Origin of the sequence: Kaistella montana (assembly GCF_024436175.1) — a bacterium.
Lineage (GTDB): Bacteria > Bacteroidota > Bacteroidia > Flavobacteriales > Weeksellaceae > Kaistella > Kaistella montana.
Genome location: NZ_JANFQP010000001.1, coordinates 1,056,121 through 1,081,234 on the forward strand (window position 1 = coordinate 1,056,121; position 25,114 = coordinate 1,081,234).

19 protein-coding genes are annotated in these 25,114 nt (G+C 36.8%); 4 read left to right on the forward strand and 15 right to left on the reverse strand.

Going from position 1 to position 25,114, the window contains the following annotated elements; all coding sequences use genetic code 11:
* Positions 1-17 precede the first annotated feature (17 nt).
* The 3 genes from NOV28_RS04870 to NOV28_RS04880 all read right to left on the reverse strand — a co-directional run bounded on the left by NOV28_RS04870 (position 18) and on the right by NOV28_RS04880 (position 2,680).
* On the reverse strand, positions 18-1,082 hold the full coding sequence (locus tag NOV28_RS04870) for a DUF2891 domain-containing protein (protein WP_255928165.1): 1,065 nt from the start codon (positions 1,080-1,082) through the stop codon (positions 18-20).
* A gap of 68 nt (positions 1,083-1,150) precedes the next feature.
* Complete coding sequence (locus NOV28_RS04875; RefSeq protein WP_255928167.1) at positions 1,151-1,516, reverse strand: hypothetical protein; 366 nt, start codon at positions 1,514-1,516, stop codon at positions 1,151-1,153.
* A 24-nt stretch (positions 1,517-1,540) separates the two neighbouring features.
* On the reverse strand, positions 1,541-2,680 hold the full coding sequence (locus NOV28_RS04880; RefSeq protein ID WP_255928169.1) for an acyl-CoA dehydrogenase: 1,140 nt from the start codon (positions 2,678-2,680) through the stop codon (positions 1,541-1,543).
* Positions 2,681-2,925: 245 nt separating this feature from the next.
* On the opposite strand from NOV28_RS04880, the gene NOV28_RS04885 reads away from it, so the two are divergent.
* From NOV28_RS04885 to NOV28_RS04895, 3 genes are all read left to right on the forward strand, one after another.
* Positions 2,926-4,704, forward strand: coding sequence for an AMP-dependent synthetase/ligase (locus NOV28_RS04885; RefSeq protein WP_255928171.1), 1,779 nt, complete (start codon positions 2,926-2,928; stop codon positions 4,702-4,704).
* A 203-nt stretch (positions 4,705-4,907) separates the two neighbouring features.
* Positions 4,908-5,738, forward strand: coding sequence for a carboxypeptidase-like regulatory domain-containing protein (locus NOV28_RS04890; RefSeq protein ID WP_255928173.1), 831 nt, complete (start codon positions 4,908-4,910; stop codon positions 5,736-5,738).
* A 329-nt stretch (positions 5,739-6,067) separates the two neighbouring features.
* Positions 6,068-8,191 (forward strand): Tex family protein, encoded by a 2,124-nt coding sequence (locus NOV28_RS04895; protein WP_255928175.1) that lies wholly within the window; start codon positions 6,068-6,070, stop codon positions 8,189-8,191.
* A 110-nt stretch (positions 8,192-8,301) separates the two neighbouring features.
* Here NOV28_RS04895 and NOV28_RS04900 read toward each other — a convergent pair whose 3' ends face one another.
* From NOV28_RS04900 to NOV28_RS04955, 12 genes are all read right to left on the reverse strand, one after another.
* Positions 8,302-8,982 carry a type 1 glutamine amidotransferase domain-containing protein gene (locus NOV28_RS04900; protein WP_255928177.1) on the reverse strand — a complete coding sequence of 227 codons (681 nt, stop codon included), beginning with the start codon at positions 8,980-8,982 and terminating at the stop codon, positions 8,302-8,304.
* 528 nt (positions 8,983-9,510) lie between these two features.
* Positions 9,511-11,790, reverse strand: coding sequence for a beta-glucosidase BglX (gene bglX, locus NOV28_RS04905; RefSeq protein ID WP_255928179.1), 2,280 nt, complete (start codon positions 11,788-11,790; stop codon positions 9,511-9,513).
* A 12-nt stretch (positions 11,791-11,802) separates the two neighbouring features.
* On the reverse strand, positions 11,803-13,182 hold the full coding sequence (locus NOV28_RS04910) for a sialate O-acetylesterase (protein ID WP_255928181.1): 1,380 nt from the start codon (positions 13,180-13,182) through the stop codon (positions 11,803-11,805).
* 2 nt (positions 13,183-13,184) lie between these two features.
* The gene (locus NOV28_RS04915; RefSeq protein WP_255928183.1) at positions 13,185-15,170 is read right to left on the reverse strand and encodes a cellulase family glycosylhydrolase; all 1,986 of its coding nucleotides are present in this window, start codon (positions 15,168-15,170) and stop codon (positions 13,185-13,187) included.
* The gene (locus NOV28_RS04920; RefSeq protein ID WP_255928185.1) at positions 15,170-16,303 is read right to left on the reverse strand and encodes a glycoside hydrolase family 26 protein; all 1,134 of its coding nucleotides are present in this window, start codon (positions 16,301-16,303) and stop codon (positions 15,170-15,172) included. Before NOV28_RS04920 ends, NOV28_RS04915 begins: the two co-directional genes overlap by 1 nt.
* A 13-nt stretch (positions 16,304-16,316) precedes the next feature.
* Positions 16,317-16,658 (reverse strand): phosphomannose isomerase type II C-terminal cupin domain, encoded by a 342-nt coding sequence (locus NOV28_RS04925; protein ID WP_255928187.1) that lies wholly within the window; start codon positions 16,656-16,658, stop codon positions 16,317-16,319.
* 50 nt (positions 16,659-16,708) lie between these two features.
* The gene (locus tag NOV28_RS04930; protein ID WP_255928189.1) at positions 16,709-17,731 is read right to left on the reverse strand and encodes a hypothetical protein; all 1,023 of its coding nucleotides are present in this window, start codon (positions 17,729-17,731) and stop codon (positions 16,709-16,711) included.
* Position 17,732: 1 nt separating this feature from the next.
* A complete protein-coding gene (locus NOV28_RS04935) occupies positions 17,733-18,914 on the reverse strand; it encodes an AGE family epimerase/isomerase (protein ID WP_255928191.1) in 1,182 nt (393 codons plus the stop codon).
* 70 nt (positions 18,915-18,984) lie between these two features.
* Positions 18,985-20,166, reverse strand: coding sequence for a glycoside hydrolase family 130 protein (locus NOV28_RS04940; RefSeq protein WP_255928193.1), 1,182 nt, complete (start codon positions 20,164-20,166; stop codon positions 18,985-18,987).
* A 19-nt stretch (positions 20,167-20,185) separates the two neighbouring features.
* On the reverse strand, positions 20,186-21,568 hold the full coding sequence (locus tag NOV28_RS04945) for an MFS transporter (protein ID WP_255928195.1): 1,383 nt from the start codon (positions 21,566-21,568) through the stop codon (positions 20,186-20,188).
* Between the two features lie 10 nt (positions 21,569-21,578).
* Positions 21,579-22,697, reverse strand: coding sequence for a glycoside hydrolase family 26 protein (locus tag NOV28_RS04950; RefSeq protein ID WP_255928197.1), 1,119 nt, complete (start codon positions 22,695-22,697; stop codon positions 21,579-21,581).
* A 15-nt stretch (positions 22,698-22,712) separates the two neighbouring features.
* A complete protein-coding gene (locus NOV28_RS04955) occupies positions 22,713-23,993 on the reverse strand; it encodes a glycoside hydrolase 5 family protein (protein ID WP_255928199.1) in 1,281 nt (426 codons plus the stop codon).
* A 159-nt stretch (positions 23,994-24,152) separates the two neighbouring features.
* Between NOV28_RS04955 and NOV28_RS04960 the strand changes: the two genes are divergently transcribed.
* Positions 24,153-25,031 carry an AraC family transcriptional regulator gene (locus NOV28_RS04960; protein WP_255928201.1) on the forward strand — a complete coding sequence of 293 codons (879 nt, stop codon included), beginning with the start codon at positions 24,153-24,155 and terminating at the stop codon, positions 25,029-25,031.
* Positions 25,032-25,114 lie beyond the last annotated feature (83 nt).

Consider the following 25,114-nt stretch of genomic DNA (forward strand, 5'->3'; position numbering starts at 1 on the left):
TAGAGGATTTTTTATTTTTATTTGCTCAAAGCATACACCGCAAAACTCGCCAACCAATGATCGCCGCCATAATTTCCTTGAAAAACCAAAGGCAAAGCGTTGTGTAAAAATTTAACAGAAGTTTCCTCGAAATGTTTTTTGTATCGGTGATTTTTAGGTAAAACTTGAGCAATATTTTTCATGCACCAACTTCTGGTAAAACTTAAACCAACCAAGTGAACCGTTTGATAATCATTGACATCTGAAATAATCGGAAGTTGAGAAATATTTTCTATGCTTCTCTTTTCGTAGAATTTATTAAACCATTTTACATATTCTTTTTGAGGGAGAATTCTCGTCATTAAATCAGCAATTTCTAAACTTGGCGAGAAAAAATCACTTCCATCCGGTTCCAAATAAGCGGGTGCTTTTTCGTCTTTTAAGTAGAAATATTTTGCTTTTTCAATGAGTTGATTTTCAAATTCTTTTTCTCCAACCGTTCTTGCCCAATCAATTGCAAAACTCAATGCAAATGCGGTGTTGGGATGAACTCCGGTGCGGTTTGGATAGGTTTGTTTTGGTAAATATTCTTTCCACAATTTTACAATTTCGTTGGTTAATGGTTTTAAATTTTGATGCCAAATTTTCGCTTTCGAATGATCCCAACTTGCCAATTCCGCATCCAATTGAAGCAACCAAGCCCAACCATAAGTTCTCTCAAAACCTTTGGCCACTTGATATTTACTGAAATATTCAGCTTCGGTTTTTATTTTTTCAGATTGAAAAGAATTCTCTAAAATTTTATAAATTTCTTCTTTATTTGTGAGAAAAGGTTTGTCTTTAAGTAATTTAATGAGCATCCAATGTCCGTGAACCGAAGAATGCCAATCTAAACAGCCATAAAAACTCGGATGTAATTCTTTTGGAGTGAATTTTACATCAGTTTCGTTGTTGATGACGTGCGCTGTTTTATTGGGGTATTCTTGATTGATACAATGCACAGGTTTTTCAGCTAATTGAAAAGCGATTTCATCAGTAAGTGTAGGAACTTGCGCTGAAAGATTCAAGGAAAATAAAACGACTAAAAGACTGAATTTTTTCATTAAATAAATGTATAAAAAATTACTAAAAATTTAAACAAAAAAGCCCTCCACAATCGGAAGGCTTTTCGTTATTTCATATTCACTATTTTATCGACAACATACGTTGTATTTCCGCGCCACGGAAGCACTCCATGATATTCTTTGTAATGCAGATCGAAGGTTTTCCCATTGTTAATTTCGAGTTGTTTGAAAACAGCTTCATCATCAACAGAAAATTCGAATTCATAGCTGGTTAAGTTCCCGGTTCTCGGATTGGCTCCGAAACCTTGCTGAATGAGTTTTCCTTCATAGGTTTTGAAAATATTGCCTTTTTTCACAGCATAATTCAATACTCCCGATTTTACGCCTTCACCAAAAACGAAATAATAACGGTAATAAAAAACGCCTGCTAAAAGCAAAACTACAGCAACCAAAGTGATCCACAAATATTTCATAGGAAATTGTTTAGTGATTAAATATTATTTAGCAATACTTCTGGAAATTACGATTTTCTGAATTTCAGAAGTTCCTTCGTAAATCTGAGTGATTTTTGCATCACGCATCATTCTTTCCACATGATATTCTTTTACATAACCGTAACCACCGTGAATTTGTACCGCTTCAATGGTTGTATCCATCGCAACTTGTGAAGCATAAAGTTTTGCCATTGCACCGATTTCCGAGATGTCTTTTCCTTCATCTTTTTCAGTTGCAGCTTTGTAGCAAAGCATTCTCGCAGCGGTGATTTGAGTGGCCATATCTGCCAATTTAAAGGCAATCGCTTGGTGATTGATGATTTCTGTTTTGAAAGCTTTTCTGGTTTTGGCATATTTTAAAGCCAATTCGTACGCTCCGGAAGCAATTCCTAAAGCTTGAGAAGCGATTCCGATTCTACCGCCATTCAAAACTGCCATTGCGAAATTGAACCCGAATCCGTCCTCCCCGATTCTGTTTTCTTTAGGTACTTTCACATCGGTAAACAATAAAGAATGCGTATCACTTCCGCGGATTCCCAATTTATCTTCTTTAGGTCCGATTTCGAAACCTTCCCAACCTCTTTCGACGATGAAAGCGTTGATTCCTTTATGTTTTTTCTCAGGATCTGTTTGTGCGATTACGACATAGTAAGTTGCGTTTCCGCCGTTGGTAATCCAGTTTTTGGTACCGTTAAGGAGATAGTGGTCGCCCATATCTACGGCAGTTGTTTTTTGGGAAGTTGCATCCGAACCGGCTTCTGGCTCCGAAAGTGCAAAAGCACCTATCACTTCGCCACTTGCCAAAGGTTTCAGATATTTCATTTTCTGTTCTTCGTTACAGTATTTTTCAAGTCCGGCGCATACCAAAGAGTTGTTTACCGACATTACAACGGCAGCAGAAGCGTCAACTTTAGCAATTTCTTCCATTGCCAAAACATAAGAAACACTGTCCATTCCGGCACCTCCATATTGAGGATCTACCATCATTCCCAAAAACCCCAATTCTCCCATCTTCTTCACTTGTTCGTATGGAAACTTCTGTTCTTTGTCTCTTTCTATTACGCCGGGCAAAAGTTCGTTTTGTGCAAAATCTCTTGCAGCCTGCTGAATCATCAATTGTTCTTCAGATAAATTAAAGTCCATAAAATTTAATAATTGTTTGTCCGTAAATCTACAATTTTTCTAAAAATTTTGAAAATTAAAATGATCTAGATTTAAAATATTCATAAAAAACTAATTTCTAATGATTTTATGAATAGAATAACTAATTATTTCAACAAAATTGAGAAGAAAAAATTTGTTTTTGCTGTTTAAAATAAAAATTATATTTTTACAAAAACCCAATATTAAATTGTGTTTACATTAGAATACCTTTAATAAGAAATACTATGTCGATAAAACGAATTTTTGATTTTGCCCACCAAGCCTTGGAAAAATACCCGCAAGATGATATGTTCATCACTAAATATCACGGGGAATGGGAGAAAACCTCAACCAAAGAATTTAATAATCTTGGTGATAAAATATCCCGTGGATTATTGAAGTTGGGCATCAAACCGGGAGATAAAATAGCATTGATTACCACCGCAAGCCGTACTGAATGGGCAGTAATGGACTTGGGAATTGCTCAAATTGGCGCAGTTTCCGTACCGGTTTACCCTACTATTTCACCGGAAGATTATGATTTTATTTTCAATAATGCGGAAGTTCAATACTGTTTTGTTTCCGACCGTGAACTTCTTGAAAAAGTACAACAAATCAAGAGCAATGTACCAAGTTTGAAGGGAGTATTCACTTTTGATAAAGTGGAAGGAGCTGCCAATTGGAACGAAATTCTCGATCTTGGTAATGATGAAGCTACCCAAAATGAGGTGGACGATCTATCCAACAGTATCAATTCGGAGGATTTAGCGACTATTATTTATACCTCAGGAACCACGGGAAGACCAAAAGGAGTAATGCTTTCTCACCAAAATATCGTTTCGAATGTTTTGGCTTCTGATCCAAGAATTCCACGCATCAAAGGACTCGATTATAAAGACATTCGAATCTTGAGTTTCTTGCCGATTTGCCATATTTTCGAGAGAATGTTGTTTTATCTGTATCAAAACAATGGATATTCAGTTTATTTTGCAGAAAGTATCGATAAAATGGGCGACAACATCAAGGAAGTAAAACCTCATATTATGACGGTTGTACCTCGATTGATTGAAAAAGTTTACGATAAAATTTATGACAAAGGAACCAGCGCAGGCGGATTAAAAACTAAAATTTTCCTTTGGGCACTCGGCGTCAACAAAGCGAAAAAAGAGATCGGAAAACCTTCCGGTTTGAAAGAAATTATCGCCGACAAATTGGTATTTTCAAAATGGAGAGACGGTTTGGGTGGTAACATCATCACCTTGGTTTCTGGATCTGCGGCACTTCAACCTCGTTTGAATAAAATGTTCCAAAACGCAGGAATCCCAATTCTGGAAGGTTACGGATTAACGGAAACTTCGCCGGTAATTGCTGTGAATAGTTTCGGAAAAATCAAAGTAGGAACCGTTGGTCACATTTTAGAAAACCTTCAGGTAAAAATCCAAGAAGATGGTGAGATCACCGTGAAAGGACCTTCTGTTTTCAAAGGTTATTTTAAAAATGAAGAAATGACCAAAGAAGTTTTCACAGAAGATGGCTTCTTCAAAACCGGCGACATCGGTCACATCGACGAAGAAGGTTATCTGCACATCACCGACCGTAAGAAAGAAATGTTCAAAACTTCCGGCGGGAAATACATCGCTCCACAAGTTATTGAAAACCAAGCAAAAGCATCGAAATTCATCGAGCAAATCATGGTCGTTGGGGACGGTGAAAAAATGCCATGTGCATTGATACAGCCCGATTTCAACTTCGTGCAACATTGGGCAGAAAGAAAGCAAATCAAAATAGGAACAACTCCTGAAAAAATCGTGAAAAGCCCGGAACTGAAAGCCAGAATCGCCAAAGAAATCGATTATCTGAACACCAAGTTGGGCAATTGGGAGCGCATCAAACTTTTCGAACTCACACCGGAAGTTTGGTCGATTGAAACCGGAATCCTCACGCCAACGCTCAAATTAAAACGAAAAGCAGTGAAAGAAAGATTCATCAACCTCTACAACAAAATGTACGGCCACGAGGCTTAAACAACAACAATAAAAACACGGTTTCGGCCGTGTTTTTTTTATTTAAAATGCTGAGTTTTTAATGCATTAATATATGATTATTGGAGGTGAAAATTAGGAATAATAGTTCGTTGGTTTTTGATTTTTTTTGAAAATATTTGGGATATTTAAGGAAGATCTGTATATTTGAGTGTGACTGCCATTAAAAAAAAACACTCTCTAAAATGAAGAAAATTTTAGTTCTATTGACATTGTCGATTTTCACAATTAATTTTTCACAATTAATTGTGGGAAAAATTATAAATAAGGCTGAGAATCCAATACAAAGCGCGAGAGTTGGAATTGAAAATACTGAAATTGGTGATTTGACAGATGAGAATGGGAATTTCCAAATTGATTTTTCAAATATTGACAAAAACGCCAATTTAAAGGTTTATGTTAGCGAATTTATTCTGTATGAAATCAAAGTCAATGATTTTATTAAATCTAACAGAGAAATTATCTTGAGAGAAAGAGCAATAAACATTGAACCTGTAAGCATTAATCCAAAGAAATATAAATATAAAAACTTTGGAACTTCAAATGCAAAAACAAATTATTGCGGTTATGATTCCGAAAAAAAAGACCGATTGTTTAACGAATATGCAATAAAAGTGGAAAACAAAAAGCATTTAAAAGTAAAGACAATCAATGTAAATATAGTTAATTTTGAAGTTAATGGTTCTGCAACCTTAATCTTTGACATTCAAAATGCTTCAAATGGATTTCCTGATGACAAAAAGTCCTTAACGAATGAAACCTTAAAATTAACTATAAACAAGAACGATATTAAAAATAATAAAGTTTCACTTGATATAAGTGACAAAAATATTTGGACAAATGAAGATTTTTTTGTTCTTGTGCGAGTTGAAGAAAGTTTGAATGGGAAACTTTACTTTGGTGGAAATATATTTGCTTTTTCAAAAAACACATATTATCGTAATTACTTTGGAGAATGGAAGAAGTATTCAACAGGTGAACCTTCAATAAATGTGGATGTTCAAATTGAGAAATAAAAATCACCTATTTGAAGCAACCATCCCACAACCCTAATTTTCAAGCATTTGTTCTTAAAATTCCCTAAAACTCTATCTCTTTTAAATCGATTTAAAAGAGATTGTTGTTTCTATCAATGAAAATTATAAGAGCAGAAAACATAAACCATTAAGAAATTAAGAATACTTAGAAAAACTTCGTCAGCAGATTTTTATACCTTAATACAAGAAAGGCAAAGCAATGTCAAAGTAAAGTATAAGTAATGTCCGGCGGTAGATTTTCCTTTCCCCACTTCCCTATTGATTCGTTCGTGGAATTCTCCCTATTTTAGCAGTCTTAAAAATTATGTATGACGGCGACCGGTTTTATTCAAAAATCCCTTTCTATTTCCGATAAAAACATCAATGCAACCCTGAAACTTTTGGGTGAAGATTGCACCATTCCATTTATTTCACGCTACCGGAAAGATGCCACCGGAAACCTCGATGAAGTGCAAATCGAGCAAATCGCAAAACTCAATGCCCAGTTTGAAGAACTCATCAAAAGGAAAGAAAGCATCCTGAAATCCATTGAAGAACAAAACGCTCTTTCGCCTGAATTGAAAACGCGCATCGAGGAAAGTTTCGACCTTCAGGAGCTGGAAGATCTGTATTTGCCCTACAAAAAACGCAGAAAAACCAAAGCCGACGCCGCCAAAGAAAAAGGCCTGGAACCTTTGGCAAAAATGATCATGAGCCAGAAACCCAACGACCTGCATTCGTTGGCGTCGAAATACCTGAATCAGGAAATAACGTCCGTAGAAGAAGCGCTTCAGGGAGCCAGAGACATCATCGCAGAATGGATCAACGAAAACGGCTATGTCCGCAAAAACCTCCGCCGATTGTTCCAAAGAAAAGCCGTGATTTCCTCCAAAGTGGTAAAAACCAAGAAAGACGAAGAAGCCGCCCAGAAATTTACTCAATATTTCGATTGGGAAGAAAGCTTGAGCAGAATTCCTTCGCACCGGCTTTTGGCGATACTCCGCGCGGAAACAGAAGGTTTCGTGAAGACCAAAATAGAAATCGATAAAGACGAAGCCCTCGACCTCATCGAAAACGCCATCCTGAAATCCAATAACGAATGCACGGAGCAAATCATCAGCGCAATCAGCGACAGTTATAAACGTTTGCTGGAGCCCGCAATTTCAAATGAAACCCTGCAGGAAGCCAAACAAAAAGCCGACGAAAAAGCCATCACTATTTTCTCTGAAAACCTCAGACAGCTGCTTCTGGCGCCACCTTTGGGAGAAAAAAGGATTCTAGCGATCGATCCGGGTTACAGAAGCGGCTGCAAAGTCGTTTGCCTCGATGAGAAAGGCGATTTATTGCACAATGAAACCATTTTTCCACATGCTCCGCAAAACGAGACCGGAATGGCGATGAAGAAAATCAGATCGATGGTGAATGCGTATAATATTCAGGCCATCTCGATTGGAAACGGCACCGCAAGCCGCGAAACCGAATTCTTCATCAAGAAAATCGCTTTCGATACACCGCCACAGGTTTTCGTGGTTTCCGAAGCGGGCGCATCAGTCTATTCAGCGAGCAAAATCGCAAGAGATGAGTTTCCGAATTATGATGTAACCGTTCGTGGTGCGGTTTCCATCGGCAGAAGACTCTCCGATCCTCTGGCGGAACTCGTGAAAATTGATGCAAAATCTATCGGGGTTGGACAATACCAACATGATGTAGACCAAACCCAACTGAAAAACGAACTGGATTCCACCGTGATGAAATGTGTAAATTCCGTAGGCATCAACCTGAATACGGCGAGCAAATCACTTTTAAGCTACGTTTCCGGAATCGGTGAAAAAATGGCGGAAAACATCGTGAATTACCGTGCAGAAAACAGCGCTTATGAAGACCGAAAACAACTGAAAAAAGTCCCGCGATTAGGAGAAAAAGCGTATCAACAAGCAGCTGCGTTCATAAGAATTGCCAATGGGAAAAATCCGCTCGACAATTCCGCGGTACATCCCGAAGCTTATCCCGTTGTAGAAAAAATGGCGAAAGATTTAGGCCTAAAAACCATCGACCTCATCGCCAATAAAGAAAAAATCGCACTCATCAACCCTGAAAAATACACCACCGAAACCATCGGAATTTTAGGCATCAAAGACCTTCTGAAAGAACTCGAAAAGCCAGGTTTGGATCCAAGAAAAAGCGCTAAGGTGTTTGAATTTGATCCCACTGTAAAAAGCATTAAAGATTTAAAAATCGGAATGATACTCCCAGGAATCGTGAACAACATTACAGCATTCGGTTGCTTTGTGGATCTTGGCATCAAAGAAAGCGGTTTGGTTCACATTTCGCAACTTAAGGAAGGTTTCGTATCGGATGTCAACGAAGTGGTAAAACTCCACCAACACGTACAAGTTCGCGTAACCGAAGTAGACGAAGCAAGAAAAAGAGTGCAACTGAGTATGATTTTGTAGGAATTATTTAAAAAAATCTACAAAAATTAAACTGAAAATATCCCTATAAAAAAAGTTCCGGAATGAAAACCACCCGGAACTTTTTTAGTTCTATATCCTAACAGAAAATCTTATTTATTAAGTCTGTTCAGTAAGATTTCTGCCACCTTTTCAGATGAGGCAGGGTTTTGTCCGGTAATCAGCAAACCATCTTCCAACGCATAAGGTTGGAAATCATCAGCTTTAGAATAAATTCCACCGTTTTCTTTCAGCATATCTTCTACCAAAAACGGCACTACATCAGTAAGTTGCACCAATGCTTCTTCCGAATTGGTAAATCCGGTTACTTTTTTACCTTTCACTAGAGGTTCTCCGTCTGTATTCTTCACATTTTTCAAAACTCCTGGAGCGTGGCATACAAAAGCTACAGGTTTTTCCAGACCATAAAAACTTTCAATCAGTGCCGCTGAGTCCTTACTTTCCGCTAAATCCCACAATGGTCCGTGACCTCCTGGATAGAAAACAGCGTCATAATTTTCTGCTTTTACCTCTGCCAATTTGTGGGTTTTGCTCAATTTATCCTGCAACGCTTGGTCGCCTTTGAAACGGATGGTTGCTTCTGTTTGATTTTCGGGTTTATCACTGCTTGGATCAATTGGTGGCTGTCCTCCTGCGGGTGAGGCAAGGGTGACTTCCACTCCTTTATCAGCGAGATAGTAATATGGGCTTGCAAATTCTTCAATCCAGAAACCAGTTTTTTCACCGGTATTTCCCAATTTATCGTGGGATGTTAATACAAAAAGTACGTTCATTGCTTTTGTTTTTAAGTTGATAGTTTCAATAAAAAATGTGTGGTATTTCCATACGTATTGACGATGAAACCTAACATTTTCATAGCTATGTCCCGTCAATATCTATTCCAATCCGCCCGCTACATTATTGAAGGTACAAATTGGCATAATAGCCACTATTCATTTATAAATCTTAAATAGAATTGGTTTTTTAGTTTTAAAGATATCACTATGTAAGAAGTATTTTTAAAGGAGACTAAGGTATTACATGAAGGAGACTATAGTCTTACATGAAGTATACCTTAAGTTGATACGGCTTTGGTACGGCTCAAGTACGGCAGAAGTACGGCTCAACCTCTGGGATTGGCTTTCTGTAAGTGGATTTGGAGAATTTAATAGGAAGAAAATATGCTTTTTCTACTTTGAGTTAATACCTTTATGGATAGGTATATGGAATGGTTGTAAATTTACAAAAAAATAAAAATAAAGGCTCAGATGAAGTATCCGAGCCTTTATTTTAGATTTTTTCAGTTTGTAAAGAGGTTATGGTTACTCGACTAGATTAAATTCAGTTGACAGTAGATCTACAGAATTTCCTCCGACCATTATTTTAAATTTCCCTGGTTCTACGATGAAATCTCCATTGTTATTGTAAAAACCAAGTTCTTTGTCGGTTAAAGTAAATTGAACAACTTTGGTTTCTACTGGTTTTAAATTCACCAATTCGAAGGCTTTCAATTCTTTGACAGGTCTCGCTACAGAGGCAAAAGCGTCATGAATATAGCATTGTACCACTTCTTTTCCTTCATATTTTCCCGTATTTTTTAACGTAATTGAAACCTCAACTTTTTCTCCTTTTTTGAAAGAATTCTTATTGATTTTCAAATCTGAATACTGGAAAGTGGTATAACTCAAACCATATCCGAATGGGTAAAGCGGTGTTTTTTCTGAATCAGAATAATGAGACCAAAAAACGTTATTGTCTTTATCTACAGGTCTTCCGGTACTGTAATGATTGTAATAAATCGGTATTTGCCCCACATTTCTTGGGAAAGTCATTGGTAATTTTCCGCTGGGATTGTAATCTCCATAAAGCACTTGTGCAATTGCATTTCCAGACTGCGTACCGAGATGCCATGCTTCCACAATAGCCGGAATATTTTTACTTGCCCAATTGATGGTGAGCGGTCGACCATTGTTCAATACTAAAACAATATTTGGGTTGATTTTGTAGATTTCTTCTAAAAACTCTTGCTGAAGTCCCGGCAAATCCAAATCGGTACGGCTTCTGGCCTCGCCTGAACTGAAAGCATGTTCCCCCAAAACCATCACCACAACATCGGCATCTTTCGCTGCTTTTTTCGCCTCCTCAAAACCCGATTTATCATTAAGATTGTAATCAACTTCTGTAAGGAAACTGGGCTCTTTCGTAGTAAGATCAAGTCCTTTTACATATTGTAAATTATTGCCTTTATAAGCTCTCATTCCTTCTAAAACAGAGACCGCGGAATTGTTTTCTGCGGCAATTCTCCAGCTACCTAGTGGAGAATTCTTACTTTCAGCAAGGGATCCCAATAAGAGAATTTTCTGTCCGGATTTTTTTAAAGGTAAAAGACTTTTCTCATTCTTCAAAAGAACAATTGATTTCTTCGCCATATCCAAAACTGCATCGTGATTAGCTTTACTACCAATCTGCTCTAATTCCCGTTTTTCGTTAAGGAATTTATAGGGATTATCAAAAAGACCGAGTTCGTATTTCACACGCAAAATTCGTCTGCAAGCATCATCAATGAATGATTCTTTTACTTTTCCATCTTTAACAAGATTAATAAGTTGAGGCAAATAAATGCCACCCTCCATATCCATATCAGTTCCCGCTTCCACTGCCGATTTCGCTGCCGCCGCATCGTTTTCGGAATATCCCCACGGAATCATTTCGCGAATTGAAGCCCAATCCGAAACTACAAAACCAGAAAAACTCCATTTATCCTTTAAAATCCCTCTTAATAGTTCGGCATCTCCACTTGCCGGAATTCCGTTCACCGTATTGAAAGAAGTCATCACACTTCTCAAGCCAGCTCCAACAGCAGCTTCAAAAGGAGGTAGAACTTGGTTATAAAGTGTGTTTTTACCAATTTCGGAGGAATGATATTCAAGACCAGCTTCCACAAATCCGTACGCTGCAAAATGCTTGGCTGTGGCAGCGATCCTCAGCGGAGAAGAAAAGGTATTATCTCCTTGAAAGCCTTTAACCCGAGCAACAGCAACTTTTGAACCTAAAAAAGGATCTTCACCCGAACCTTCCATTACCCTGCCCCATCTTGCATCTCGGGAAATATCCATCATCGGTCCGAAAGTCCAGTTAATTCCCGAAGCTGCAGCTTCGGAAGCAGCAACTTGAGCCGATTTTTCAATGGCATCCAAATCCCAACTTGCTGCTTCAGCCATTGGAATGGGACTAAGAGTTTTGTAGCCGTGAATGACATCAAATCCGATGATTAAAGGAATGCCTAATCGAGTCTGTTCTACCGCAATTTTCTGTACCGCAAGAACTTCCTTCACTCCGCGAACTGTAAGCATAGAACCTACCAAACCTTTTTTAATATTTTCATATTTTTGTTCGGCACTTCCACCTACAGGAGCGGGACCAGTAACATCCCAAAAACCGTTGTATTGATTCATTTGCCCAACTTTTTCTTCCAAAGTCATTTTGGACATCAAATCATCAATTTTTTTCTCGATTAATGGATTAAGTTTTTGCTGTGCATCGAGGTTTGAAAAGGAAAGCATACTCATTATTGCGATGGTAATTTTATGTTTAAAATTCATTTTTTTAAATTTTTATTTTAGATTTTCGGTTGTAAAGCTAGAAAGCGGAAGTTCCGCTTTATTGTAAACATCAGGAATTGCCACATTGCTCCATGCGTAGCGCACCTCCACAGGTTTTGCAACAGCATCGGTATGAAGTATGATTTGGTTTCCTTTTAAAACAGCTTTTGCTTTGTGAAATATTCCATCATTACCTGCAACTTCAAAGAGTTCTGATGATTTGTTTTTGAAATGAAGTCCCTCTGCAAAATCGAATTGAAGAATCGTTTTATTCTCTTTAAAATCTACATTTTTATGCGCCGGACTTTCCACAAGGCCATTTACAAAACCATAGTTATTTTTTAACACCAAATTTGCCATTCGAATACCCACCGGTTTTTTATTTTTCGGATGAATATCATCAGTTTTATCGAGATCGCTGGTCACCACAAGCCCTGAATTTTCCGTGCTTTGTGCTACTATTCTTTGTGCATTTTTAATTCTCACGGTGGTGTCGCTCCATCCAGTATATCCCGCAATTTGAATGATATAGAATGGAAGATTATCGGCTTTTGCTTTTCTCCACGAAGCAATCATTGATGCCAATAAATCTTTATAGCCATCAGGATTTCCGGTATTGGTTTCCCCTTGATACCACAATATGCCTTTCATTTTAAAATCATTTAAAGGATAAATCATTGCATTATAGGCACCTGCAATTTGAGAAGGATAATATTCAGAGGGTTTAATCTTTTTATAATTATCCAAGATGAGAGGATTGGCTTCGAACACTTCTTTAGGAGTCCATAATTCAGCTGCCGAACCACCCCATGCCGAAGCGATTAAACCAATGGGAACATTTTTTAAATTCTCCTGAAGTTTTTGGGCAAAAAAGTACCCTATAGCACTGAAGTTTTTCATGGTTTCTGGCGTACAAATTTGCCAGTTTCCATAAAGATTATTTTGAGGAAATTCCGATGATAATTTCGGTACAGAGAAAAATCGAATATTCGGATGATTGGCTTTTGAAACCTCCATATCACCATCTTTAATTCCCCACGAAGCGCTCATTTCCATATTGCTTTGCCCAGAAAGTAGCCAAACTTCGCCCAGCATCACATTGTTTAGAACAACTTCATTGTACCCTTTAAGGGAAATTTTATAAGGTCCGCCTTCTTTTCCTGTAGGAATGATGAATTTGAAAGTGGCATCATTACCTGCTACAGTTTTGTATTCTTTGTCAAGAAAATCTGCTTTAAGAGTAATTTCTTCTTTCGGCGAAGCACTCCCCCAAATTACCACCTCGGCATTACGCTGAAGTACCATATTATCTGTAAAAATTGCAGGTAAGTTAATATTAGCCATCATAAAAACAGAAACAAAAAGCGAGAAAAGAATTAGGTAATTTTTCATAATCAATTCAGTAATTTACTAAAAAACGGGAAAAGCTCATCTGCCATTTTTTGATCATCTTTTGAACTTGGGTGATAACCGCAACCTTCTGGTTTCATTTCCTGAAACTCAAAAATTTCAATAGGACTATGTTTGGTATTATTGCTAAAGAATTTTTTCACTTCTAGCAAACATTCGATGAGTAATTTGTTCTGCTCCCCTGCAACCATCGGACTATTAAGTAAAACAATTTTGGTATTGGGATATTTCCGGTAAATATTCTGAACAAATTCAATATAGTTCCCAATGAATTTATGTTTATTGAATGGCAGACGCTCTTTTTTGCCATCTCCACTCGACAAATCGTTTGTTCCAAGGCAAATACTCACAAGATCTGGTTGGAAAATATTTTCGAATTTCGCAGTTCCAGAAGGTCTTAAATAAAGATTATTATAAACATCCGGAAGTATATTTTCTTCCCATTTTTCGGTATTCCAATTGCGATACATCCCAAAACCAGAAACTGAACTTAAAAGAAACTCCGAGTCCAACTTCCTAGAAAGAACCGGCCCATACGCTAAATAGGCATTATGCTGATCAAACCACTGTCCTTCGCCACATTTTTTGTCGGTTTCGTCATTTCCGAAACCGCAAGTGATGGAATCGCCGATAAATTCTATTTTTTTCTTGGGTTCATTTTGAAAGGCAATTGTTGACACCCCTTTTCCATCAAAGAAAACCTCTCCCATTGCCGCTTCTGTTGCTTTATAAATTCGGATTGAATGAACTTTTCTGGAAAGATCGGATGCATCGAACGTAAACTTTTTAAAATCGTTGTTATCTACTTTAAATCTTCCAACATATTTCCCATCAATTTCCACTGAAATATAATTGTAGTATCCCTGATACGGCACATTCTTTACATTGAACTCCACAGAATTTCCCTGAAACTGAAATTCCACAGAAGAAGCGGGACCGATTAATTTTCCAGAATTTTCAGACGATTTTTCAAAACGCCCTTTCCAAATGAAATTTTGATCAAAATGACCTCGATAATCATACTTTCGCAAATAATCGCGGGTTTTTATTCCAGATTCATTCAAATCAGAAATTTTCCAATTTCCAGTGGATTCAGCGGATGGCAAAAGCATTGAGCAACTTTCTTTTTTATCAGAAATCGACCAAGTAATCCACGATAATTTTTTCTCATTCATCCAATCGATGTAGCGTTGCCATTCCGCATCATCAATTTTCCCATCGCCAGAAGCTTCCATTCCGGCAGATTCAGAAATAAAAACTGGAATTCCGGCTTTCAGGGCGGCGTCGGTTCTGTCTCTCAACCATTGCCCGTGCGTTCCTGCATAAAAATGCACCGTGTACATTATATTTTTAGCATTTTTTATAGGATTTTGCTGCACCCAATCGATTCGTTGATCCCATTCCGGGCAACCCACTAAGATTAAATTATCATCATCATTTTTACGAATTTCAGCAATAATTTCTTCCGAATAAGATTTTACTTGTTCCCAACTATCTTTTACCGGTTCATTGTAAATTTCATAAATGATATTGGGATGTTTGCCGTATTTTATAGCCATTTCTGCAAAAAAATCTTTAGCTTCTTTGGTATGAATTACATGCGCATGCCAATCAATAATTACATAAATACCTTCCTTGATGGCGCCATCAATCACCTTTTCGATGAGTTTTTTATTGGTATTCGGGTTCTGAAGATAAGCATTCTCTGGCTCAATTCCCATTGAAGCACGAACCACATTAACATTCCAATCTTTTTTAAGCCATTTTACCGCTTTAGCATTATAAAATCTCGGATGAAAATTAGACCAACCGAAACTGGTACCAATTAGGCGAACTGCTTTCCCGTGTTGATCTGAAAGTTGGGTACCAATCACCTGCAAATTTCCGATTTCCTGAACCGGATTTTTTGCTATTCCTAATGTAAAAATAGTGATGAATAAAAGTGATACTACTTTTGAAAGATTTCTCATTACTTATTAATTTTTAATTTTCTGGCGTCCCTTTCAAACCAAGTTTTTTTATCTTTTTTGAATTTTTTAAAATCCTTTTCAGCAGGATGACCTTTGAAAGGAAGATAATATTCTACCTCGTTATTCGACGGTTTGAAGCCTGCATTTCTCCAAAATAAAACGTAAGAAAACTCATGTTTATCGAAGACCGGTTTCAAAATTTTTGTGAACCATTGATCATCAGGAATTTGGTTATACCCAATTTCTCCAATCGCAGAAAATTTATGGTGCTGTTTTGCTGCTACATTCATATTTTCCAGAAGAGCATCCAACTGTTTTGCGAACTTCGGACCTTCCTCAACCGAGCCACGCTGATAAGCATCAAATGAAAACATATCCACATAATCGTCACCTGGATATCTTTTCAAGTACTCTTCAGGAGAATTAAATTCCGTACCGGTGTTATATACCGAGATCAGGTTATGGAGATTTTTTGTTTTCCGAAAGTAATCCAAAGTGTATCGGAATAATTCCTTATATTCTTCATCAGAAGCTGAGTTTACGCCCCACCAAAACCATGTTCCCGTATGCTCGTGCCAAGGTCTCCATAAAATCGGAATTGGCTTTCCGTTTGCATCTTTTAAATCATCCAAAAAATCGGTAACTTGGTCAAGATAGGTTTTAAAAACCTCATTTTTTGAGCCGCCTGGTAAAATCTCTGCAATTGATTTATTGGAAACATCCCATGCATTTTTACCAGTCATCGGGTTATTGGTGTGCCAACTGATGGTAATGATTCCGCCTCTTTGATGAGCTTCTTTGATATATTTCTTCATTTTATCGAAAGGAACCTCATCCAAATTCTTCTGATGACCGAGTTCCAAATCGCCAATTTCCCAGCCATAAACCGCCGGAAAATCGTTCACCGATTCTTTCACATCGCTTCTTCCTTCTTGGTATTTCCAATACACCCCATACGCCAAATCATCCTGATGCCCCACGAAATAGCCTTTTTTGTGGAATGTTGCTAAATTTTGGTAGAGCTTAACGGTTTCCGGGGTAGCTTCAGGATCAGAAAGTTGGTATTGAGCATTAGAAAAGCCCATTACCAATGAAAAAATGATGATTGAAAGATTTTTGAAAAGCGATTTCATTCCTTAGTTAATTTTAGGCTCTATTATAATCATCCTCAATTCTTACAATATCATCTTCACCAAAATAAGTTCCGTATTGAACCTCCACGAAAACAACAGGTTCAGTATTTTTGTTTTCAATTCTATGATGTGCTCCTTGTGGAATTTCAGCGACATCACCTGGTTTGTAATCTTTGATAGAATCATTAATTGTGATGGTCCCCACGCCGGAAACGATGGTCCAAACCTCCCCTCTTTTGTGATGATATTGTAATGATAATCTGCCACCAGGATTAACCTGTATTCTCTTCACTTTATGAGTATCGGCATCTTCTAATACCCAATATTCCCCCCAAGGTCTTACATCATGTTCCATATTTTAAGTTTTAATTATTAATGATAATGAATAATAATGAATTGTAAATATTAATTATTGAATTTTACTTGGATGTCATCCACATACATCGTTCCGATAGCTTCGGAAAGTGCCAACATCACTCTATATTTCTCAGCCCCCTCGGGAATAGACAGTGTTTTCGAAAATTTCTGCCAATCTTTAACATCGGAAATAAAAAATACGGGCTGGTCTTCTCCTGTTTTCGAGCTTGTATTCTTAGTGAATTCTACAATCATCACCCCTTTATTCCATTCGTTTTTCCCAGGTTTCAGGTTATTGGTTTTTGCAAACGCAGAAACATCCATTGTCTTAGCATCAGCGGGAATATCAGCAATTTGATCAACACCATACCACACCGGCTGATTGGAATTAAGCTTTAAACTAAAAGTCCCGGAATTTTTCTCTTCTGAGGATACTTCTGCAATTCCACGCCATCCTTGCAATCCAGTCTCAAATCCTGAATTGGTAAGCTTCAAAATTTCCAAAGGTGTAGCATCTGTAATGACTTTAACTTCATATTTTTTGTTTTCTTCTTCTATCAGTTTATTATAATCATTCTGCGAAAGGGCATTTACTTTAACATCATCAAAATAAAAAATTCCCGTACACTCCGACAAAGCAAACATAAGTCGTGCTGACCGATCTTTATTTATTGGAATAATTTTTTTGTACTCAGACCAAGACGTTGTACCATCAAGCGATACAATACTTTCGCCTTTACCATTAATTTCCAAAATCATAACTGCTTTATTCCATTCGCTTTTCCCTTTTTCAACGCCATCAACTTTCAGCCACGCTGAAACTTGTAAAGCGGCCGTGTTTTTAGGGATACTAAATGTTTGGTCGATTCCCTTCCATGATGGCGAGGTATATTCAATAATGTTTCCGCTTTTTTCACCTGAATGTTTATCATACGGATTTATAATAAGTATATTCTCGCTCGTCCAATCAGATCCATCGAATTCAAACCCTCCATTTCTGATAAGATTATTTTGAGCAAAACTTTCAAAACTAGTAAGAGCTAAAATTGTCAAAAATACTTTATATATCATATTATTTTAATCTTTTTATAACTTCCAAACAAGCTCTGCTGTTATGATATGGACATTTCCAGAAGCCAGCTTTGTCTTTTTTAATTTTAGAATAATCTGCATTTACTCCCCAAAACCATTCACCATTCTCTTCATCGATGAGGTATTTTTTTGTGAATCTCAAATTCTTCTCAAAAATATCAAGGTATTTTTCATCATCTGTAATTTGGAAGGCATTTATGAAACCAATCCACAATTCTGCTTGTGGCCACCAATGTTTTTCGGCAATGAGACGTTTTTCTTGCGGATCATATTCGTACCAAAGTCCGCCATCATCGTCCAAACCTTCTAGAGTAGAATCTGCCATTTTCACTGCATAATTTCGGTATTTTTGGATTAACTCTTCATCATTTGAAATTTCTGCGCACCAAAGCAGCAACCAAGCCGCTTCGATGTCGTGACCATAAGAAATTACATCTTTTCTTTCGTTCCAATTTTCATCGAAAAACAGCTTCAAATGCCAAGATTCTTTATCAATAAAATGTTGGTCAATCGTCCTAAGAATATCGATGATGGATTCGCGTAAATCCTTATCTTCCCAAACCAGATAAAGATTTGCAAAAGCCTCTGCAATGTGAAGATGGGTGTTCATCGTTTTCTTTTCATTGGCGTCTTTTTCACTTAACCGCATATCCTCAATTGGCTTCCAATCGGAAGTGAGGGCTTCAAAATATCCTTTATTCACTTTATCATAAGCATAATGCTGAATGCTTTTAAATAAAATAATTGCCAAATCCAGAGCTTCCTTATTTTTTGAAATTTTATAGAATTCACTTAAGCCATATATCACAAAAGCTAATGCATAAATCTGATTTTTAGGATCTTTTGGGGTTCCATCTGCGTGAATACTCCAAAAAATTCCTTTTGTTTCAGAATTATAGAATTTTGTTTTTATTTCTTCAAATGCAAGTTGTGCCAATTGGAAATGTTCAGGATTTTTGGTAACTGGAAATGCGGCTGCGAAAGTCCATAAGATTCTTCCATACAAAACGGAACCTTTTTCAGCATCGTAATTTTTGTTCTCGTTGAAATCTATTTCGCCAAGGAAACCTCCATTTTTTTCATCTATGGCATTATTGCTCCAATACTTTAAAATATTGTGGAGTTCTAATTTTATTTCCGACGAAAGATATTGGTATGACATTTTTAATTCTTTTGAAATAAAGGCGAAGCCCGAAGAAAACTTCGGACAACGCCGTGAGAAACTACTACAGTTATTTTTTAGCTTCGGAATTTTTATCAACTAAACTTATAATCGTTTGTACCGATTCATAAGAGGTAAATTGATCTTCCGGAGTATTAATGCAATAATCTAAAAGCTGATCGATAGAAGACACCGCAACGTGCATTCTGGTATCCGATGAAGCGTAATAAATAAACACTTTTCCATCATCATCAGCGATCCATCCATTTGAAAAAAGAACGTTGGACACATCTCCAATTCTTTCAATACCTTCCGGTGCCATAAAATATCCGGCAGGTTTGTGAATTACTTTTCCTAAATCACTCAAATCTGTCATAAACATATACAAAATGTAACGCAAACCAGCAGCTGTATTTCGAACTCCATGCGCGAGATGCAACCATCCTTTTTCGGTTTTAATTGGAGCCGGCCCAAGTCCATTTTTCAGTTCATAAACCGTATGATAGGTTTTACCATAAATAATGTGTTCGTTTTCTACCACAGGGTTATTCATATCGGTTACATAACCTAAACCAATTCCGCCGCCACTTCCAACATCAATGAAGCCGTCTTGTGGGCGCGTATACAAAGCATATTTACCATCAACAAATTCCGGATGAAGCACCACATTTCGCTGTTGTCCTGTATTTGAAATTAGATCCGGAAGTCTTTCCCAATTGATTAAATCTTTCGTTCTCACGATTCCTGCGTTGGCAATTGCCATTGAGGTATCTCCTTTTGGAGCTTTGGGATCTTTTCTTTCGGTACAAAAAATACCATAAATAAAACCATCTTCATGGTGAATCAAACGCATATCGTAAACGTTGGTATCAGGATTTCCATCAATTTGTGGAATTACGATTGGTTTTTCCCAGAATCTAAAATGGTCTACTCCATTTGGTGATTCGGCGATGGCAAAAAAAGATTTTCTGTCGTATCCTTCAACACGAACTGAAAGCAGATATTTTCCGTTCCATTTCATTGCACCGGCATTGAAAGCCGCATTAATTCCGAAGCGTTCCATCAAAAACGGGTTATTTTCTGCGTTGAAATCATAACGCCATTCCAAAGGCGCATGAGCCGCAGTAATTACAGGATTCTGATATCGGCTAACAAAACCGTTTCCCGCTTCCTCCACTAGTTGATTAGGTCTTGATATTAAACTCTCAAATTCAGTTTTAATTTGTTTTAACCTTTGTTCGTAACTATTCATATTCATTTCAGTTTTAGTTTTATTGTGGATTATTTGCTCTTCGTGCGTTAAGTTCTGCTTCCATTTCAGTTATTTTTTTGTCATTTAAAGGATAAAAGAAAATAAAGACCACCGAAATAATTGCTGCAATTCCGGGGAAAATGCTCAACATCAGCTTAATTCCATTTAAAGTTCCATGTTCTTGAACCATATTTGCTTGAAAGCCATAATAGGCGAGAAGCCAACCTGTAAGTGAACCACCAATTGTCCAACCTAATTTTTGTGACATTGATGATGCGGAAAACACCAATCCGGTTGCTCTTCTTCCTTGGGTATATTCAGAATAATCAGCACTATCGGCATACATCGACCAAATTAATGGGAAGATGCAACCCGCACACATGCTGATCAAAGCCTGTAAAACCATCGTGAGCAAAACATCATCTTTACCCAAATAAAAGAAGGAAACGCTTAAAACAGCCGCTGTGAACATCGCAAGAAGAAAAGTGTTTTTCTTACCTATCTTGTTCGCAATTGGTGTTGCTAGAATTACTCCGACAATGTTTGCAGCTTGCCCTAAAACAAGATAAAGAGAAGTTGGTGTATTTTCGATTCCAAAAAGTTTAAAAGTATTCTGATTTTCAAAATAATATTTAAAATAATAAACCGCGGCGCCATCTCTAATTGAATTGAAAACCAGAGCTCCTACCCCAGCTCCGAGCAAAATCCACCAAGGTTTATTTTTCCATAAATCTTTTAAATCTTCTTTCAAATTACTCTGTTCATTGACCGGTTGAATTCTTTCTTTGGTTAAAAAGAAACAACCCCAGAAAAACAAAGTTGTTAGAACTCCGAAAATCGTAATTGCCCAAAACCAACCTTCTGGGGAATTCATATTGCCCCCAAAATATTTAATTAATGGTTCCAAAAGCCAAAGAGCGAGCAAACTTCCACCAAATGCGAAAACCATTCGATAGGATGACAAACTATTCCTGTCTTTTCGATCGGAAGACATCACCCCCAAAAGCGATGCATACGGAACATTAATCAGCGAATACACCATCATCATTAAGGAATACGTGATGTAGGCATAAATAATTTTCCCTTTTTGGTCGAAATCGGGAACATAGAAGGTTAACACTCCGATTATTGCGAAAGGAATGGCTACCCAAAATAAGTACGGTCTAAATTTTCCCCATTTGGTTTTGGTGCGATCTGCCAAAATTCCTACGATTGGATCAAAAAAAGAATCCCAGATCCGGGTAATCAAGAACATAGTACCTACCACAGCAGGAGCGAGTCCAAAAACGTCAGTATAGAAAAGCATTAGATACATGCTGAAAATTTTCCAAAACATCGACGATGCAAAATCGCCCAAACCGTAGCCTATTTTTTCACTTATGCCAACTTTAGAATTGCTCATTTTTATATTATTATTTATAAATATTTAGTGTTTGAATATCTTTTAGAAAAAGAGTGTTCTTTAGATTAAAAAAATCAATAAAATCTTGCTCATTCGGATGCCCTTTGAAAGGAGTATAGTAATGCATTTTATTTTCCTGTGTCAGTCCATGATTTCTCCAAGCCAAAACGTATGAAATCTTATAGTCCCCAATTGCCTCGATCAGCGTTTTTGTCCAAAACTTGTTGTAAGGAATTTCTTCGTAACCAGTTTCTGCCAACGCTGGAATTTTGTGGTGTTCTTTTGCAATTTCATCCATTATTTTAAACTGTTTTTTAGAATTTTCCACAAAAGAAGTATTCTTAACCGGATTTTCCATTGCGTAAATATCGAAACTCACCATATCCACAAACTCATCACCTGGATACGCTTCCAGAAACTCTTCTTTGGTAGAAAAGTCTGAGGTATTATACACCCAAATTAAATTGTGAACATTCTTTTCGTGGGTTAAATACTTAAAAGTGAATTTCCATAATTCTTGAAACTCTTTTGGAGTGACATTACCTTTTCCCCACCAAAACCAACTTCCAGTCAATTCATGATAAGGCCTGAATAAAATCGGTACATTTTTCCCATCTTTACCCTTTGGTGAAAGTAAATTTTTAGCAACTTTATCCAGCCAAGTTTTAAATTTTTCGTGATTTACATTCCCCGGAAGGATAGAAGCTACCGTTCCTACTACTTGATCTTTATTCCATCCATCTTTTCCTGTTTTAGGATTATTTGCATGCCAAGAAATTGTATTAATTCCCCCACTATTATAAACCTCTTCTATCAATTTCTTTTGCTCTTTAAAGGTGAAAATATCAATACTTCCAAGTGCATCTTTTTCTATTCCACCGATGTCCCAACCGAAAACTGCGGGATAATCGCCCACAACTTCCTTCACATCACTTCTTCCTTTTTGCATTCTCCAGTTCACACCATACGCCAGATCATCCTGATGTCCGAACATAAACCCTTTATCCAAAAGCTTCCAAAGATTTTTGTAAAGATTCTGGGTTTCTGGAGTTGCATTTCTATCCGCCAAAGTAGATTGTGCGAAAGCAAAACCTCCCATCATTAAAAGAAAAATTACAGAAAACTTCATCAAATAGCCCATTTTTTATTCTGATTTTGAATATTTTTCGATGATTTTCCAAGTCGATTGATCGGAAATAAAAACCGAATTTAAACCTTGCTCTTCCATTGGTGGATCTCCCATAAAATCGTCGCCTTTTTTCCAGAAAACCTGCCCCGGAATTGGCTTTGCTTCACCTCCAAAAGACCAAAAAGCAACACCTGCAAATCTCCCATTCTTGTTTTTGGAAGATTGCCATAATTTCAAAGTAGTTTCAAAATACTGATCTCTCAAATTAGTCGAAGAATTGATGTCAAAAGAATGATGATCACGCGGGAAACCGAATTCTTCCAAAACCATTGGTTTGTTTATTTCATCAGCAATTTCGAGATGTTTTTGGATATAATCTACACTTTTTTTTCTCGCATTTTCAAAACTTTCCTCCATCTTATTTTTGTCAAGCCAACCCCAATTTTTTGGCCAAATATGGATGGTTAAATAGTCTATATTTTCATCCTGATGTGTTTGCTTAAACAAATCCCTATTTTCAGTTCCCATTTCGCCCTCACTTCCGGTGGTTACCAAGTGATTTTTATCTAAAGATTTAATTAAAGCCGAACTTTTCGCAAGAAATTTTTTATAATCTTCGTTTGCTATGGGTCTCATGGGACGAGGTTCATTCGCTATTTCCCAAGCCATCAAGGTTTTATCTTCCGTGTATTTTATACCATTTACGGTATTTTTTCTTTTAATAATTCTTTTAACTTGTTTAAAATATTGTTTCTGACAAGCATCACAGCTATAAAATTTAGAGGTATAATCTCTCCAATCATCCCAATTAAAAGGATTCCGAAGGGTTTCATCATCTATTTTTTTATTCCAGTTCAAGTATTGAAGCCAGCCGCCACTCCATTCCCAATTATTTGAAAGGAAAAGAACAACCTTTATATCTAGTTTAGCGGCTTCATCCATCAAAATATCGAGGCCTTTAAGATTTTCATCATTGAATTTCCCAGCTTCGTATTGATAGGCGGGTTCTACTCGGTTGTTTCCATTTATTTTTCCGGTGCCTTCTGTCGCAACCAATACTCTGATATTGGTAACATTTTGCGATTTCAAGAACGCTAATTCACTTTTCAAACGATTGATTCCTCGCTTTTCATCACTTTGAAGCCCCAAATACGATGCATACCAAAAATTGGTTCCTACAAAATAATAAGGCTTATTGTTCAATATAAACTGCCCATTTTCCACGGAAACAAATTTCTGAGCTGAAATTCCTGATGAGATCAACACCAGCAATGCAAACATTAATTTGGAAAACATTCGAGCCATTCTTAAATTTTATAGTTATTAACAATATATTAATGTCAAATATAATCCGTTAAATTTGCAACTGACTAATATTATTTTGTCATTTTTACAAAAAATAAATACATAAAATAGACAACCATCTGTTTTTCAATCAAATAAAATTAATACAATATGAGCAAAACCATTGAAGTAATGAGAGAGATAACACCACTTTCTCCCGAAGAAAGCTTTCTGGTGTTTGACCGAGTAAAGAAAAATTTTGATTTTCCACTTCACTACCACCCGGAAGTTGAACTTAATTTCATTTCGAAAGGAAAAGGAATCAAACGTGTTATAGGAGATCACGTGGGAGAAATCGGCCATCTTGAATTAGTATTAATAGGTCCAAACCTGCCTCATTACTGGAGTGATTACAAATGCAAATCAAAAAAAATCCATGAAATCACTGTACAATTCAGTCTTGATTTTTTCGATCAATCCTTCCTTAAAAAACGTCTATTAAAGCCTATTAACGATATGATGAAAGAATCTATTCGTGGGATTATGTTTTCAGAAGCCACTATTGAAAAAGTAAAAGATAAATTATTAAGCCTATCCACAACAACCGGTTTCGAGTCTTTCGTTACAATGATGGAAATCCTAAACGAACTGGCTATCGCAGAGAACAAAACCCACCTCTCTTCTTATAGTATCGAAAACGAAACCTTTGTTGACAATGACCATATGAAGCTCGTTTACGACTATATTCACAAAAATTTTGACAAGAAAATCACTTTAGAAGAAATTGCACAACACGTCAATATGAGCATCGTGACTTTCAACAGATTTATCAAGAAACGCTCTGGAAAAACCTTTATTAATTACCTCAACGAAATACGCGTAAGCTATGCATCAAGATGGCTTATAGAAAAAGACATGAGTATTTCGGAGATCGCTTACCTATGCGGATTCAACAATATCGCCAACTTCAATAAAATTTTCAAATCCTTGAAAGGATCAACACCCACCGAGTTTCGAAATCGTTTCACTGGAATTAAAAAAATAGAATGACAATTGTCATTTTAACACATAAAAAAAAAACTATTAAATAACATTATCAAATACCTAACAATCAAATAATTAAATAAAAATAT